Origin of the sequence: Gimesia maris (genome assembly GCF_008298035.1) — a bacterium.
Taxonomy (GTDB): Bacteria; Planctomycetota; Planctomycetia; order Planctomycetales; family Planctomycetaceae; genus Gimesia; species Gimesia maris.
This window is the reverse complement of sequence record NZ_CP042910.1, coordinates 4,103,176-4,119,021: the sequence shown is the minus strand read 5'-3', so window position 1 is coordinate 4,119,021 and position 15,846 is coordinate 4,103,176. Positions and strand designations below refer to the sequence as shown.

13 protein-coding genes are annotated in these 15,846 nt (G+C 51.1%); 5 read left to right on the top strand and 8 right to left on the bottom strand.

Going from position 1 to position 15,846, the window contains the following annotated elements:
- Positions 1 to 200: 200 nt before the first annotated feature.
- The 8 genes from GmarT_RS15215 to leuC all read right to left on the bottom strand — a co-directional run bounded on the left by GmarT_RS15215 (position 201) and on the right by leuC (position 11,547).
- Positions 201 to 2,579 carry a hypothetical protein gene (locus GmarT_RS15215; RefSeq protein ID WP_002643650.1) on the bottom strand — a complete coding sequence of 793 codons (2,379 nt, stop codon included), beginning with the start codon at positions 2,577 to 2,579 and terminating at the stop codon, positions 201 to 203.
- Between the two features lie 165 nt (positions 2,580 to 2,744).
- Positions 2,745 to 3,554 (bottom strand): DUF1573 domain-containing protein, encoded by an 810-nt coding sequence (locus tag GmarT_RS15210; RefSeq protein ID WP_002643651.1) that lies wholly within the window; start codon positions 3,552 to 3,554, stop codon positions 2,745 to 2,747.
- Positions 3,555 to 3,689: 135 nt separating this feature from the next.
- Positions 3,690 to 4,988, bottom strand: coding sequence for an MFS transporter (locus GmarT_RS15205; RefSeq protein WP_002643652.1), 1,299 nt, complete (start codon positions 4,986 to 4,988; stop codon positions 3,690 to 3,692).
- Positions 4,989 to 5,105: 117 nt separating this feature from the next.
- A complete protein-coding gene (locus GmarT_RS15200; protein ID WP_002643653.1) occupies positions 5,106 to 6,653 on the bottom strand; it encodes a Gfo/Idh/MocA family protein in 1,548 nt (515 codons plus the stop codon).
- A gap of 124 nt (positions 6,654 to 6,777) precedes the next feature.
- Positions 6,778 to 8,019: a DoxX family protein gene (locus GmarT_RS15195; RefSeq protein WP_002643654.1), complete on the bottom strand. Its 1,242-nt coding sequence runs from the start codon at positions 8,017 to 8,019 to the stop codon at positions 6,778 to 6,780.
- 258 nt (positions 8,020 to 8,277) lie between these two features.
- On the bottom strand, positions 8,278 to 9,384 hold the full coding sequence (locus GmarT_RS15190) for an FAD:protein FMN transferase (protein ID WP_002643656.1): 1,107 nt from the start codon (positions 9,382 to 9,384) through the stop codon (positions 8,278 to 8,280).
- 92 nt (positions 9,385 to 9,476) lie between these two features.
- On the bottom strand, positions 9,477 to 10,067 hold the full coding sequence (gene leuD / locus GmarT_RS15185; protein ID WP_002643657.1) for a 3-isopropylmalate dehydratase small subunit: 591 nt from the start codon (positions 10,065 to 10,067) through the stop codon (positions 9,477 to 9,479).
- Positions 10,068 to 10,125: 58 nt separating this feature from the next.
- Positions 10,126 to 11,547 (bottom strand): 3-isopropylmalate dehydratase large subunit, encoded by a 1,422-nt coding sequence (gene leuC, locus GmarT_RS15180; RefSeq protein ID WP_044236046.1) that lies wholly within the window; start codon positions 11,545 to 11,547, stop codon positions 10,126 to 10,128.
- Positions 11,548 to 12,176: 629 nt separating this feature from the next.
- On the opposite strand from leuC, the gene ffh reads away from it, so the two are divergent.
- The 5 genes from ffh (at position 12,177) to GmarT_RS15155 (ending at position 15,843) form a co-directional block, all read left to right on the top strand.
- The gene (gene ffh / locus GmarT_RS15175; RefSeq protein WP_002643659.1) at positions 12,177 to 13,655 is read left to right on the top strand and encodes a signal recognition particle protein; all 1,479 of its coding nucleotides are present in this window, start codon (positions 12,177 to 12,179) and stop codon (positions 13,653 to 13,655) included.
- Between the two features lie 95 nt (positions 13,656 to 13,750).
- A complete protein-coding gene (rpsP, locus tag GmarT_RS15170) occupies positions 13,751 to 14,143 on the top strand; it encodes a 30S ribosomal protein S16 (protein ID WP_044235929.1) in 393 nt (130 codons plus the stop codon).
- Between the two features lie 46 nt (positions 14,144 to 14,189).
- Entirely contained in the window at positions 14,190 to 14,891 is a 702-nt protein-coding gene (gene trmD / locus GmarT_RS15165; RefSeq protein WP_002643661.1) for a tRNA (guanosine(37)-N1)-methyltransferase TrmD, read from the top strand.
- 75 nt (positions 14,892 to 14,966) lie between these two features.
- Positions 14,967 to 15,338 (top strand): 50S ribosomal protein L19, encoded by a 372-nt coding sequence (rplS, locus tag GmarT_RS15160; RefSeq protein ID WP_002643662.1) that lies wholly within the window; start codon positions 14,967 to 14,969, stop codon positions 15,336 to 15,338.
- A gap of 106 nt (positions 15,339 to 15,444) precedes the next feature.
- Entirely contained in the window at positions 15,445 to 15,843 is a 399-nt protein-coding gene (locus tag GmarT_RS15155) for a YraN family protein (protein WP_002643663.1), read from the top strand.
- Positions 15,844 to 15,846 lie beyond the last annotated feature (3 nt).

The window sequence follows — 15,846 nt, the reverse complement described above, 5'->3', positions numbered from 1 at the left end:
AATCAGGAAATGACTGGGAGAGAAGTGTGAGGAAGATAGCAGTCTGCGAAAATTGCAGCAAGAGGAGTTTTTTAAAATCCGCTTAAAAAAAACAATGTCGACTGGAAAAATATCAGAACACAAGTCCCTGTTGAAAATGAAGATAGAACATTTTCAACAGGGAGAATCTGTAGTACTGCAGGCAGTAACTCCCGTTAATACTATGGGAGGACTGGTTTGCCTGGGGAAGCCGGACTGCTATCCTGCGGATCGACTAAGGAACCATGTTTTTCAATATGGGTGAACCAGCGTCGTGCCGTGGCCCGTCTTTGTGTCGGTGTCGCGATTGCGGAGTAATCGACAGAGCGTCCTGTTAACTCGTTGATGTAATTAAAGGCCAACTCGCGAACGGTGACATTGTCGTTCTCCAGCCATTCTACAAGTCGTCCCGAGATAAATCGGTCTTGTGCATCTTCCTGCTGGAATCCCCACAGCAGGCGTTCCATAATTTCAGCCATCTGCGGGGAGAACTGATTTTGCAGTGACTCGGTCAGGCGTTTGCCATTTTCCGGATCACGCAGCAGCCAGTTGCGGATGCCATTAATGGCGGCAATACGAGATTCATGGTGATCGACTTCATTGAGTACTTTCACCAGTTCCTGATAGCGGTTCGTCAATGCCAGTGACCTGGTCGCCAGGTCAGATAAGTTGGGTTTCAAATCCTTGGTGATTGCAGGCATGGTGAGTGAAACAAGCTGACCATCTTTCAATTCTTTGGCGAAAGCGGCGATTAAACGACGTGCAAGATAAGAGTTATCTTTGTAGTCAGGTTCAACCCAGTGTGGTACGCGCAGTGGTTTGGGGCGGTCAGAGGGGTTGATCAATCCTTGGGCCCGATCCCTGGCTGACAGAGACATCCAGTGTCCTGCGTCGATTGTCTGGACTTTTCCCTTTCCGTCAGAAAAACGAATCATGCCAGAATATACATACAGGATGCCTGTGTAATTATCTGCATCGGGAATCTGTCCTGGTTTATGGGGTTGAACTGGAACGATTTCAATTCCACACACACTGTCTCTGGTGACCAGATCAACACGCCAGAGTTCGTCGTTTACCTTGATCGACAGTATCGGGCCAGCTGCGTCTCTGGCATCGTTCAGGCCACGGGATGCTTCAATGCGGATGCGACCTTCCTGAATCTGGAAGCCCATGTCAGCCGCTTTATTTTTGCCTGTGTAAGTGACCGTTGTTCCAGGGAGGAGTACAACTTTGCAGAGTGCTTCGGGAATATTGATTCTAGCTGTAAATGGCTCGGGAGAAGCAATCGTGGCCCCCCCTTGAATGGGGCTGACCTTGGACAGGATGACCCAGTCGTTTTTATCTGCCAGTTCGTGTTTTTTGTCGACCTGTGCCAGGAAGAAGCCGTCTTCCGATTCGATCTGTGCTGCCGGCGCCTGTTCGGCAGCGTCGGCCATTTCAATCTTGGGTGGTGCTGGTGCTGCTGGCTTACTGTTGGCGGTATTCAAGGCAACTGTTTTACCGTCAGTCGCAGTGGGCTGAGGTGGTTCAGTTTTTGTTGTTTGTGACGGTGGTTCCGGAGTAGCCGGGATTGGTAAAGCTTTCGTTAATGGAGGCGTTGCCGGGACCGAACTGGATGTAGATGCTGTTTCAGCGTCGGCCGGTGGAGGCGGATCAAAAGCCGGAGGCTTCGTGTTCATTGCTACTGTTTCACCCGCTGGTTCTTTATTCTCTGAAGTTGAAACGGCCGGCTCCTCTTCTACTTCATTTTTTGTAGCGGGAGCAGCAGCAGAATTTGATTCAGAAGACGTTTTGGGCTGACTGATGGCTGCAGAGGGCCCCAGATCCACTTCCGGGTTTTCGACGGTATTACTGGCCATGTCAGTTGAATTGTCGCCTCTTGAGAACAGATTCGGGAAGAGCGCCTCATCACTGAAGAACAGGCCTGCCCAGACGACGACTGCCGCGAGTATCAGAAAATATGGTGTCACTCGTTTCCAGAGTGGTTTCGTTTTCAGGTAATCGGGTATGCGTGAAGAGAACGGCTCGGGTTCTTCTGCCGGCGTCGGCTGCTGTTTGGCTGGTGCAGGGTTTCGCAAAGGGGCTGCGGAGGGATGTTGTGTGGCTGTCTCTGGAGAAGCAGTGGACGACTGGGGCGCGGCCATTGCATCAGCAGTCTCTGGCTGCGCACCGGCAGGAACTGGCCCCAGGGCATAAATGCGATCTCTGGTATCCGGATTGATGGTGGCGGGCTCACCCAGAACGAGTGTTAAAATCTGATGCGTGGCGGCAACTTCCACAAGATTCACATCCGAATTCAGACAGATTTTTTCTACATCGGCAACACTTTCCGGTGTGAGTGTATTATCCAGATATTCTGCAACCGTATTCGGATCAGGGTTTGAGCCGGGACCTTCGACTTCAGGTGCAGTCAGACGGCGTCTGCGCATCACATCTTTAATTCGTTCAACCAGGGAAGATGCGTAGCTGCTTTCTTCCAGTTTCTTGCCGATCTCTTTGATTTGAGATGGTTCAAGGACATCGTCGAGATAAGCAATCAGAGTTCGGAGTGTCAAACGCATACAGCACCATTGAAGAAAAGAGGAACGTGGGGAAAACCGCAAAACATGGTTTCTCTACCCATAAATAGTGGGGCTGAAACACGCTTTCCGTACAAAAAATGTATAGAAAATCTCAAAAAGAGAGAAAATTATTCACATTTCGAGGAAAGAATGGAAACACCTGGCTTAATTGGCGTTAGGTGAACCTGGCAGCAGGTTTTGGGCTGTTTTCCGGTCGGGCCCCTGGATGATCATTGGGACATAGAGTTCCGGGAAATCAGGGTCATTGGTTTTGATGACGATCATCCCGTTATGCTTTCCGGGGGGCACCAGGTTTTCGACGATGACTTCCAGTTTCTGTGAAGTGACCCCTTTATCCAGCTCCCGTTCTGCCAGTTTTACTTTTGCAAATTTCGAAGTGCTCTCGACACTGATGATTTCGAAATCCTGACCGCCCCGGTAGTCGGAAACGGTCAGCGGATGGATAGTTCTCCCGGGTGTGAATTGGTAGATTACCAGTGCTTTGGGTTTTACGACCAGTCTGCGGGTCGGCAATTCCAGTTTGAATGTCAGGCGTGTGGAGCGTTCCTGCGTGTCTTCGTATTTGAAGTCAACGAAGTATTCTTTCTGTCCAGGGGATTCACTGGCGGTTTCCATTTTCAACTGGAATTCACCCGTTTCATTCGGCTCATAGACTTTTTTCTCAAGGCGTGGTTTGAGGCATCCACAACTGGGGACGAGTTCCGTGACAGTCACCTTATGCTCACTCAGGTTTTTAAAACGGAAACGGGCGCCGACAACCCGTGTGGTCTCTTTCACCATGCCGGTATTGACCATGTAGGTTTCAAATGCCAGAGCCGGTTTTTCTTCTGCAGCCAGTGACTCCTGAACCCGTGAACCGGACCAGTGCGCGAAACTGGCCGTAATAAAAGGGGAAACAGCTAATGCCAGCAGAATACTGCGATTCCATTTTGATTTGAAGAGATTATTGCGCATGGCATCCGTGCCCGTAAGAGTGTCTATCTTGTCATTTAAAGGCTAAAACTGTGCATATCATTAACACAAACTGAAAAACGGGACAAGACCGGGTTTTGTGAGTGTTAGCAGGACCACAGTGAGACTGGCCTGCCTTTAAGTTTCAGCCGGGGATGAGATTTCGGGCTCTGATTCCGTATCAGTCGAGCCAGATTTTAAGATGGTCATCAGAATCAGGCCGAGCAGCATGATTCCGGCTCCTACCCAGTAGGGGGCAGTAATGCTGCCTGTGATCAGATCTCCTTTAGTTCCCTTAAACAGAATGATGCCTGCGAGGGGGCCGAGAATCCGTGCGAGGGCAGAGATACTCTGGCCGACCCCGAGGATTCCACCCTGTTCTGCATCGGAAGTATTCAGTGAGAGCAGCGACTGCAGGGAAGGGGTTGTCGCGGAAAACCCAATCACAGAAATCGGGAGTACGGCATACAGCATTGTGTAGGACCCGGAATTGCCGGCAACGCCAATCAGCAGCAGGCCGATAACCATCAGAACGATTCCAAATAATCCCATGCGATATTCACCCAGCCTGGGAATCAGTCGTCTGACCAGAAACCCCTGGCTGAGTGTTAAGATAAAACCGATGTAGGCAAAGATGAAAAAGTTGCTGCGGGCAGCGAATCCGAGTTCCTGAGTCAGCAGGGAGAGCGTGGATTCAAACTGGGCAAACGCGAAGGTCGTCAGAAAGATCGCCAGCAGAATCAGTCCGATACGCGGTTGTGTCAAAGCATGTCGAAAACTGGTGATATCGAACCAGTGATGACGTCTGGCGAGAGAATCGGTTGTTTTTTTCGTCAGGGATTCAGGCAGAATGAAAATGGAGAGCAGGGCAGCCATTCCTGAGAGAACACAGGCGACATAGCCTGGCGCTGCGCTGGGGGTGGCACCTGTCTCTGCGGAAACAAAGGCAGCACCAATCAGGGGGCCGAACGTGAACCCGATTCCGAAGGCAGCTCCAATCAGTGCCATTCCCTTGCCGCGTTCTTTCGGGCCGGTGATGTCTGCGATATAAGCCTGCGCGGTGGGGATCGTTGCGCCTGCGATTCCGGCACCGATCCGGGTGATGAATAACCAGGAAAGGGCATCTATTCCCAGGAACATACCGGTTTTGCCCAGTGAAGTTGCAAATCCGAACATGCCGTAAAAAAAGGTGGATCCGAGCAGGCCCAGAATTAAGATCGGGCGGCGTCCCACACGGTCGGAAATCCGTCCCCAGACGGGAGCAAACAGAAACTGCATGGCAGAAAAGGATGCCATCAACAGTCCGAGTGTGGTGCCACCTGCTTCAAAATGTTCGCCGTAGCGAGGCAGTAACGGTAATACGATCCCAAATCCCAGCAGATCGATGAAGACCGTTACGAAAATGAGAAACAGGCCTGCCTTGCGTCCTTCCGACACGTGGTTCCCCTTTGCAGTGGATGCGATGACTATTTATAAAGAAACAATGCCGAGGAGTTTATTCCTCGGCATTGTGGAATCATGATCGAAATTGAGTCTGAATTCAATAGACTGCGATCAGGCCAGTTTGTCAGCAAAATCTGCTTCGGGTGTGGCCGGATTATCGGGATCAAACCATTCGGGCTTGAATTCAATGCGAACCTTATGTTTCATGGCCAGGTTGGATGTCAATGCCATGATGGCATCGGCCATCGCGACGGTTCCATTACATTTCAGGCCGCCATCTTTAGGCTCGCTGTGGTTGTCCGTTCGGATACAGTGGCAGAAATGTTCCATTTCTTCGGTGTATCCTCGGCTGATTTCATCTCCCATGGCTTTGGTTGTGTCTGAAGCAGCTGCAGAGGGAGCAGTCGTTTCATAGGCATCCAGAACCGGTCCACTTCCATCGCTGGATTTGATGACCCACAGACGCTGGTCGGGGCCACCACCACCGGTAGAGGGGCTGGCCTCCTTGAAGAGCAGAGCTTCTTTTTCTGTCTTCATGATCAGGGTGCCGCGACTGCCGAGCACGGTTTCGCCGTACGGTTCCCAGCGGTTGGTGTTGATTGAGGAGTAGGTCACGATACAGATATCGCGGGGATTGGTTTCGGGGTCATAGTGTGGTCCCGGGAATTCAATAGTGACATACACATGGTCGTCGATCTCTCGATCGTCTTCCTGTTTGTCTTTGGAACCGATTCCTTTGACTCCGTAGAAGTTTTTGCCACCATATCCCTGTACTGCCAATGGGTGAACTTTGCCCAGGAAGATGCTGCAGGCATCCAACTGGTGGCTTCCCAGTTCGGCCATCAGTCCACCGCCCGTTTTGTTGTACAGGCGCCAGTTGATAAGTTCGTCCATGTTATCGTAGCCATACTCTTTGACTGTCTGGGCGAGCGCCTCTTGGTCTTCTTTGGGAACATTTTTCCGCCAGCTGTCTCTGCCGGGGAAGCTGTTATTGCGGTGCCACTGGGCGCGGATATGTCGAATATCGCCGAGGATACCGGTTTTTACAAGTTGATTTGCATTGTCATACAGCACGCTGTAATGGCGTTGATGCCCTACAGCGAGCAGCAGGTTTTTCTCTTTTGCTTTCTTGATGAGCTGTTTGCATTCAGTGATGTTGTGAGCCATCAGTTTTTCAGAGAGCACATGCAGCCCGGCGTCGAGCGCTGCCATGGCGATGGGAGCATGCTGGCTGAGAGGGACTGCAATCACAACTGCTTCCAGACCCAGCTCATTTTTCGCGGCGATCAGTTTATTATGATCATCGTACTGTTTGATCTTGGATGCTTTTTCTGCACCGAGCTTATTAATCAGTCCGACGCGGTGTTCATTGCCGTGACCGTGAAACGCTTTTTTGCGGTTGGAAGGACGCAGGTCTGCTATGGCGACGATTTCCATGTATTCGGGTGGATGCTGCGTAATCAGCACGCTGCCTTCATCACCTGTCCCGATGAAACCGACTTTGACCGGTTTGCCTTTGAGCTCTTCGTAACCAAAATAGGCAGCGCCTAATCCGGTACCCGCTGCCGCTGCCGTCGTGAGGAAGTCACGACGGGTAAAAGCAACCGCTTCGTTGAAGTTATCTTTTCCGATTTGTTCCTGTTCGGGAGTCAGATTCATCTTGATATTCTCCTGGTACGCATTGCGTAGCTGTGATCCGTAGGGAGTGATATTTAGTTAATTATAGGCTGGAAACGAGGCGTTTGTTAGATGTACCTTCATTTCTTACGTAAAATGTACTGAATCAGTTGGTTTTGTTTGTCTTGTTTTTTCGGCTATGGAAAAAACGGTAAACCAGACCATCAATGCCGAACCAGGTTCCCGTGGGTAACGCGGCGATCGCCAGTAGAGCCAGTACTTCAATCAGATTCTTATTAATAATAAAACTGTGTTCAGGTCCCGGGACCGGAGGAACTCCCGGCCAGGGAGGCATAACCAGATAGAATGAAAGCAGCATTCCTGCTGAAGCAAGCGCTGCGATCCGGGTACCAAATCCGATCAGGAGCAGAACTCCCAGTATTGTCAGACTGTAGATGGTCATCATGTTGACGCGGTGGATTTGCGTATTTTCGAGGGGGACCGGACCTGCTGCCAGTTGTTCTGGCGTAAGCAGTTTGCTGGCTTCCGATTCCATTTCGTCTTCCATGGCCCGAATGGGATTCACCAGGCTTGCTTTCATGCTCTGGATTTCCGACCAGATTTTATTGAGGTGATCCACCTTGAAATCCTGGTCGGCTTTGGCGAGTCGCTGTTCATAGCGATCCAGGGCGATTTTATACTGTTCAATTTTTCCGACGCGTTTCCCGTCGATGGTGCCTTCCTGTTCGACGTCAATCTGTCCCGCCAGTTCCGGATTGCCTCGCAGGGATGCCTGCATCTTCTCGATATAACTGAGTCGCGAAGAACGTGCATAGACTTTTTCTACAGCATCGAAGTATTCACGATCGAGAGCTGTTCCGCCTGTCAGTTTGCCATTGGGACCTTTTTTGACGGGTACCATTTTCTGCAGCCGCTGTTTTTCAGCTGGTGTGAGGTGTTTTTCCCCATTCACAATCAGGCGTTGGCGTTTGGGGTCATACTCGATCACTTCTCCGAGACTGCCGTTGAATTTGACTCCGGGAGGCAGCGCACTCAGTTCAGCGGCGAAATAATCACTGCCACTCACCATCTGGTGCAGCCGGGATTTCTGGGCATCGGTCAGGTTGGGGTAGTGGTTCAGGAAGCGCTGTTCCCAACCCAGCCACTTGGCTTTGACCTTGTCTGCGTCGAGCCAGTTCAGGTCATTCGGGTCACCAGTCATGTTGCGGAAATGATCCCGAAACGGTCCTTTGGCATTATTAAGGTAACCGGCGGCTGTCCAGGGGCGATTGGAACTGAGGGTGTCAATCTTCCAGAGGCCTTCGTAAAGCAGTTGCCAGCCTATACTGAGACGTAATACGACGATGAACAGGATCGCAATGCCTGTGATTCTCTTTAAATCTTGCACTCGTGAACCCTCTTTTTATCAGGGGATTTCAATTTCTTAAACCAGATGCTGATTGACTGTATTTGACATGACCAAATCCAAAAAAGGATTGATCGTCAGTGGTTCGTACCCTGGCGTTGATGCTTCCTGAAAGAACATGAATCCTGAGCCAGATGACTCAGGTCCATTCGTCTTACCGCTCTCAATCACGATTTGTCGTGCTCAAAGAAACGTGCGTTTTACGAACCTGTTCTTCAAAGAGTCCTTTATAACGACAAATCATTGTGACAACAATTGGTCGCGATCCAGGAACAGAAACTCATTCGGAATTCCACGAATGACCGGGCTGAGTTTTCTGCCTTGGGCAGGGGGGGGAATTAAAATCGTACCGACCTGGGTATGGTTCTCGCAATACTCCAGAGCCTTTTCGATGCCGATTACGTAAAAAGCAGTGGAAAGGGCGTCCGCCAGGGCTGCATCAGGTGCAATAACCGTTACAGACAGTAGTTCCGAGACCGGCCAGCCCGTACGCGGGTCGAGAATATGACCGTATCGCTGCCCTTGATGTCGAAAATGCTGTACTGAAGAACCGCTGGTCGACATGGCACAATCCTGCAGCAGAATGGTGCCCAGTCGCTGGCTGGTGAAAAGCGGGTTCTTGATGCCCACAGGCCAGCCCGGTAGTTTATTGTGTGTGCCTGTGGCCAGAATACTGCTGAAACCACCATAAAACAGCCAGTTTTCCTGCTCTTCTGACTTCAGAAACTGACCCGCGAGATCCAGGGCATAACCTTTGCCGATGCCTCCGAGATTCAGCTCATTTTCAGGAGACTGGTACTGGATCGTTTTCGCGTCGTGATCGAACAGAAACTGATCAATGCCGGTATGCTGCAGGCAGGCGTCAATTTCCTGCTGTGTGGGAAGACGTCCTGCCAGTCTGCATTCACGCCACAACGAGATGAGTGGTCCGGAGGAAGGATCAAAGCCCCCTTGTGTATCCAGGCAGATCTGACGGGCCTGATCGAGAATCTCGAACAGGCGGGCATCCATGGTGACAGGTCCCTCCGCGGCTGTGGCGTTGACCCGCGACATCTCGCTGGTGCTGCGGTAGACCGTCATGAGTTGTTCGTACTCATGGATCAGATCGAGTGCATCTGAGGCACGCATGACCTGCTGGCTGGGGCCCGGGTTCATAACCATGGCGAATTCAGTGGCCATCGCCCGCGTGCTTAGACGAATTGTAGGGCCACCTGAAGGAGCAGCGAATTCTTCAGTCGCCTGGTTGAGATAGTCGCCCAGGTTGTTGCCGACATTCTCAATCGTCTGTTTCAGGATGCGTCCTGTCAGAAAATCGCGGCGATTACTGTTCGTTTTATTCTCAGGCATGGGAGCACATTTGAATGTTAAGTCAACGTTTGCCTGATGAGAGGAGTTCACATTCCCCTGGGTTGTAACAGGGGAACGTGACTGTCCGATTCTCAGGCAAATGAGGTGAAGTAAGGAACGTCAGCAGCCCGTTCTTTGATTTCGGAAGTACTTTTCAGCAGTTGAGCTAAAAAGTCATAAGTACCTGAAATCAGGGCAGAGCGTGCATTATCAGGCAGGGTACAGTCAAACTGCTGATCACCACAGGTGATTTTCATGGTTTGCAGATCAACCGTAATTTCCTGCTTCGGATTCTGTTTAATGGCTTTGTCTAATGCTTCGAGGGTCTGTCGACTGGTACATACGGCTGGCACTCCGAGAGAAGTACAGTTGCCGAAAAAGATTTCCGCGTAAGATTCAGCTATGATTGCCTGGATGCCCCAGCGGATCAGCGACTGCGGTGCGTGTTCACGAGAGGAACCACACCCAAAATTACGGCCACCCACCAGGATGGACGCATCCTGGTATTCAGGTTTGTCGAAGGGGTGTTCCGGGTCCTGGATGCGGTCGTCTTCGAACGCATGCTCGCCGAGGCCTTCGAATGTGACGCAACGTAAAAAACGGGCCGGGATGATCCGGTCCGTGTCGATATCGTCCAGTAAAAGAGGAATTCCCGTTCCAGTGATATTTTCTACTTTATTCATGGTTCTGTTCTTTTGATTTATGCAATCGATTATTTTGTCGGTGAAATTTTAAGGTGAATCAGACAGTCGCCGGGCTGAGCAGTTCCCGCACATCAGTGACACAGCCATTGATGGCAGCGGCAGCGACCATGGTCGGGCTCATTAACAGGGTACGACCGGTGGGGCTGCCTTGACGCCCCTTGAAATTCCGGTTACTGGAGGAAGCACACAATTCGTTTCCAACGAGTTTATCGGGGTTCATAGCCAGGCACATTGAGCAGCCTGCTTCACGCCATTCGAAACCGGCATCGGAAAAGATTTTGTCCAGGCCTTCTTCAATCGCCTGTTTGCGGACCAGCTGTGACCCCGGAACAACCAATGCCCGCACATGTTCGGCGACATGTCGCCCTTCGACGACTTTGGCTGCTTCACGCAGGTCAGAAATACGTGAATTCGTACAGGAACCAATAAAGGCCACATCGATTTTCTGGCCTTTAATCGGCTGGTTTTCTTCCAGTTCCATATAACGGAACGCTTCTTTGATCAGTGTCTGCTCATCGGGAGCATAGCTGGAAATCGGAGCCAGATTTTCTGAGACGCCGACTGATTGCGCCGGAGTGATGCCCCAGGTGACCGTGGGTTCGATGTCAGCGGCGTCAAATTCCACGACATCGTCGAATTGTGCATCGGGACCGGAAGCAAGGTCGAGCCACCATTCCGCAGCTTTGTCAAAGGCGGCTCCCTGCGGGGCAAACGGGCGGCCTTTCAAGTAGTCGACAGTTGTCTGGTCTGGGTTGATGTATCCGCAGCGGGCTCCCCCTTCGATGCTCATGTTGCAGACTGTCATCCGTTCTTCCATTGACATGCGGTCGAAAACTTCACCTGCATATTCGTAAGCGTAACCCACGCCTCCCTGGACACCCAGTTTGCGGATGATGTACAGCGTCACGTCTTTGGCGGTCACGCCCGGACCGAGTTCGCCATTCACGACGACCTGGCGGACTTTCGGGCGTCCCAGTGCCATGGTCTGCGTGGCCAGCACGTGTGCAACCTGGCTGGTTCCGATTCCCAGTGCAATCGAACCGAAGGCACCGTGGGTACTGGTGTGACTGTCACCACAGACAATCGTCATGCCGGGCTGCGTGAGCCCCTGCTCAGGGCCGACAACATGTACGATTCCCTGCCGGATATCATCAACATCCAGTAGCGTGACGCCAAACTCAATGCAGTTTTTTTCGATGGCGGACATCATTTCTTCCGCCAGCAGGTCTGCAAAGGGACGTGCCTGGTTCTGTGTCGGGACGATATGGTCCACGGTGGCGATCGTGCGTTCGGGGAACAGCACTTTCAGTCCCCGATCACGCAGCATTTCAAATGCCTGCGGGCTGGTGACTTCATGGATCAGGTGTAAGCCGATCAGCAGCTGATCCTGTCCGGATTCGAGAGTTTTGACGCAGTGTAAGTCCCAGACTTTATCGAACAGATTTTTTGTGTTACTCATCTTTTTCTTTATTTCGTTCAACTCGTAATAGGCAATGACAGGGGGAAAACAGGCTTTGAAAGCGGACGGAAACCGGCGTGTTCCCCAATGACACGCTGGAAGTGGCATGGTTCTTCTGGACTCATGACCACATGAAATGCCAGATTAGAAAACGTGATCAGAAACCTTACACAAAACAGGGAGTAAATATAAGGTTTCCGAGCCTGACAAATCTAAAAATCTCCAGCCGGGAGAGTGGAAATCACAGTTAAACCAGAGAATCCTGTGTTCCTGCCGGGATTGGAATAATGCCATTATCGCAAGTATGTCCGCTTTCTCTACTAGATTGTAGGAATTTTGCAGAGCAAATGGGATAAGAATTTTAAAAAGAAGTGCTGGAACCGTTGTGTATTGTTCAGTCAGCTTTTAAACTCCACGGCTTGATGCAAGTTATTGCCTCACCATAACTTTGAGAACACTGACAACGTACGGAGAGCAGGTGGTATGCCTTAACTCACTGTCGTTGCTCGGCTTAGGTTCCGGTTTTGCGCTCAGGTTCTGTCATGAATGAGCTGCGGTGAAGCAGATTTGTCTGGCATCCCCGGTAGTAAATTAATTCGATTTAGTCCCTAACGGTCTGGTATTTTAACGTGTTTGAAGGTTTAACGTCCAATCTGAAAACGGCACTCAGCGGTCTTGCCCGTGGTGGGAAACTCACCGAAGGCAATATCAGGGACGGGTTGCGCGAAGTCAGGCAGGCTTTACTGGAAGCCGACGTTAATTACGAAATTGCCACCAGCTTTATTGAACGGGTTACCGAGCAGTCGGTCGGTGAAAAAGTTCTCAAGTCGGTTCGACCTGATGAGCAGATCGTTGGTATTGTCCATCAGGAACTGATCAACCTGATGGGGCCTGTCGAGCCTGGTTTTGCTTACAGACCGTCTGGTATCACCGTCATTATGATGTGTGGTCTGCAGGGGAGCGGTAAAACGACCACCTGTGGTAAGCTGGCCCGCCTGCTGAAAGAGCAGGGTCGCAAGCCGATGCTGGTTGCAGCCGACTTGCAGCGTCCCGCGGCGATTGAGCAGTTGAAAGTGATTGCCGGTCAGGTCGACGTTCCCGTCCATGCGGAAGCACCGGATGGCAATAATGCGGTAAAAGTCTGCCAGAACGGGTTGAATCAGGCGAAGAAACTGGGCAATGTTGACACCGTCATCCTGGACACCGCCGGTCGTCTGCACGTTGACGCTGACCTGATGAAAGAACTGGAGCAGATTGAACGCAAGCTCCAGCCTGACCAGGTGATTTTTGCCTGTGATGCGATGACAGGACAGGACGCGGTCAACAGTGCAAAAGCATTCAATGATGCTCTGGAACTGGATGGGGTCATCCTGACCAAGCTGGACGGCGACACGCGTGGCGGGGCTGCGTTGAGTGTCAAAGAAGTGACCGGCGTACCGATCAAGTTTATCGGTGTCGGCGAAGCGCTGGACCGCCTGGAGCAGTTCCACCCGGACCGGATGGCAGGCCGCATCCTGGGGATGGGCGATGTCGTCTCACTGGTGGAAAAAGCCCAGGAACAGTTTAATGAAGAAGAAGCCGCTGATCTGCAGAACCGGATGGCTTCAGGTAAGTTCAGCCTGAATGACTTCCAGAAGCAGATGGCAACCATTCGCAAGATGGGGCCAATGCGGGAAATCATGAAAATGATTCCCGGTATGGGTGGCCTGATGGATACGAACCCGGATGTCGATCCCGGTTCGGAAATGAAGCGGATTGACGCGATCATCAGTTCGATGACACCGGCAGAACGGGAAGATCCCGGTCTGATCGATCACAGTCGTCGTCGTCGTATCGCGTTAGGAAGTGGATCTGATCCTTCGGATATCAGTCGACTGGTTAAAGATTTCAACAACATGGCGGGCATGATGCAGAAGATGGCCGGCATGGGCATGCGTGACAAGATGAAAGCCATGCGAGAACTTTCCTCGGGTGCCATGATGGATCCGATGGGAGGCATGAACAAGAAAAAAGAGCGCAGCAAACGGGGGGGGGATCCTCTGAAGCTGCGAGAAAAAAAGAAAAAAGATCGTAAAAACAAGAAGAAGCAGCGAAAGAAAAACCGTTAGTCGGACTGACGGTACCTGCTGTTTTTGACTGAGCGTCTAACGCTATATTTTGTATCTTCCATAAGATAAGAGTTTGTTTCCTAAAGGAGAAATTAGTGGCAGTTCGTATTCGTATGAAAAGAATGGGACGTAAGCATCGCCCCTTCTATCGTATTTGTGTAATGGATTCACGCAAGCAGCGTGATGGAGAAGCAATTGAAGAAATCGGGACCTACGATACTTCTGTTGCCGACAAGTCAAAACGCGTTGAAATTAACATGGAACGCGTCGACTACTGGATGTCAGTGGGTGCCAAGCCGTCGGAAAATGTGGCCACTCTGATCAAGAAAGTCAAGAAAAACAAATTTGGTACAGCGGCTGCTCCTGCACCTCTGACTGCTCCAAAAGAACCTGCTCCCGAGCCGGAACCAGAAGCAGAAGAAGCATCAGCAGAAGCAACCGAAGCCGGTTCAGAAGAAGCTGCTGCCGAAGAAACTCCCTCAGAATAGTAATGTTCTGAGTTGTTTTGAGACAGTTACGCTCTGAGAGAGCATTATGCGATTTGATATTCTGACTTTGTTTCCTGAACTGTTTGACAGCTATCTGGAACAGGGCCTGCTCAAGCGGGCGATCCGGAATCAACTGGTTGAGATTCAACGTTGGAATTTTCGAGACTGGGCGACAGACAAACACGCCTCGGTAGATGACCGCCCCTACGGCGGTGGACCGGGAATGCTGATTGGCTGTGATACAGTATTTCAATGTGTAGAGCATGTTCGGGAAGTCGTTCCTGAGCCCGGTAAACTGATTATGTTAACCCCCCAGGGGCGGACGTTAAATCAAAGCCTGGCGCAGGAATTATCGAAAGAACGGCAACTGACTTTACTTTGTGGAAGATACGAAGGGTTCGACGAACGAATCCGCATTGGTCTTGAGCCAATGGAAATATCGGCAGGTGACTTCATTACCAATGGAGGGGAAGTGCCGGCCATGTTGATTATTGAGACTGTGATCCGGTTAATTCCGGGAGTACTGGGCGATGAAAGCAGTGCCAAATACGATTCGTTTTCCGAGTCGGGCCTGCTGGAATATCCACAGTACACGCGGCCTCAAAACTTTCGTGGAATGGAAGTTCCGGAAGTGTTGTTAAGTGGAAACCATCAGGAGATAGCCCGCTGGCGTCACGAGCAGAGTCTGTTGCGGACTCGTGAACGACGCAGTGATCTGTTGACTGAATCGGAATCAAATTCAACTTAAACCAGATATTGTAAACAGTGCATTTCAGGCGTCCTTGTCGGGACTCCGGAGAACGTACCAAGAGGACTTTGAGTCATGCAGGAATTATTGAAAAAAGTAGAAGCGTCCAGCCTTCGCGAAGAGCCACTTCAGTTTGAAATCGGCGATACCGTAGATGTGCACACACGAATCCAGGAAGGTGACAAAGAGCGCATCCAGATATTCAGTGGCGTGATTATCGCCCGTCGCGGTGGTGGTACACGTGAAAACTTCACGGTCCGTCGCATCGTTGCCGGCGAAGGGGTTGAACGAATTTTTCCCGTGAATTCCCCCAAAATCGCCAAGCTGGAAATCAAACGACACGGTCGCGTACGTCGCGCCAAGTTGTACTACCTGCGTGATCGCGTTGGTAAGGCAACTCGTCTGGTCGAACGTCGTGCCAAAGTCAAAAACACAGACGCAGAGTAACATCGATAATGTAGCAGGAGCACTGGGCTGGTTTCAGTGCTCCTGAATCAGCTGCCTGATGTACTTGCAAAGGGCAGCATCACCCTCCGGTTGACGGTGTTCGCGTATGGCTGGAAAATGGCTCAGTCGATTACTGGGAGACAAAGGTGAACGCGCTGCAGTTCGCTTTCTGAAGCGACTGGGGTATTCGATCATTGCCCGTCAATACCGGACAGAGCAGGGGGAAATCGATGTGATTGCCCTTGATGGCGAGACAGTCGTCTTTATCGAAGTCAAAACCCGCAAGAGTGATGCAAAAGGTCAGCCCTTTGAGGCGGTGACATTGCAGAAGCAGAAACAACTGACCCGTCTGGCGGGTATGTTTCTGAAAAAACAGCAACTGCTCTCGCAGCCGGCGCGGTTTGATGTCATCTCAATCGTCTGGGGAGCAGGGCAGTCGCAACCGGAAATACAGCATTTCCAGAATGCGTTTGCCCCATCTGGTGAGTTCCAGTTTTATACCTGATCT

Excerpts from the sequence above, each read along its gene's own strand:
- leuD (WP_002643657.1), bottom strand. The coding sequence starts at position 10,067 with ATGAATAAAGTAGAAAATATCACTGGAACGGGAATTCCTCTTTTACTG.
- GmarT_RS15210 (WP_002643651.1), bottom strand. The coding sequence starts at position 3,554 with ATGCGCAATAATCTCTTCAAATCAAAATGGAATCGCAGTATTCTGCTG.
- GmarT_RS15190 (WP_002643656.1), bottom strand. The coding sequence starts at position 9,384 with ATGCCTGAGAATAAAACGAACAGTAATCGCCGCGATTTTCTGACAGGA.
- GmarT_RS15200 (WP_002643653.1), bottom strand. The coding sequence starts at position 6,653 with ATGAATCTGACTCCCGAACAGGAACAAATCGGAAAAGATAACTTCAAC.
- GmarT_RS15155 (WP_002643663.1), top strand. The coding sequence starts at position 15,445 with ATGGCTGGAAAATGGCTCAGTCGATTACTGGGAGACAAAGGTGAACGC.
- rplS (WP_002643662.1), top strand. The coding sequence starts at position 14,967 with ATGCAGGAATTATTGAAAAAAGTAGAAGCGTCCAGCCTTCGCGAAGAG.
- trmD (WP_002643661.1), top strand. The coding sequence starts at position 14,190 with ATGCGATTTGATATTCTGACTTTGTTTCCTGAACTGTTTGACAGCTAT.
- leuC (WP_044236046.1), bottom strand. The coding sequence starts at position 11,547 with ATGAGTAACACAAAAAATCTGTTCGATAAAGTCTGGGACTTACACTGC.
- GmarT_RS15215 (WP_002643650.1), bottom strand. The coding sequence starts at position 2,579 with ATGCGTTTGACACTCCGAACTCTGATTGCTTATCTCGACGATGTCCTT.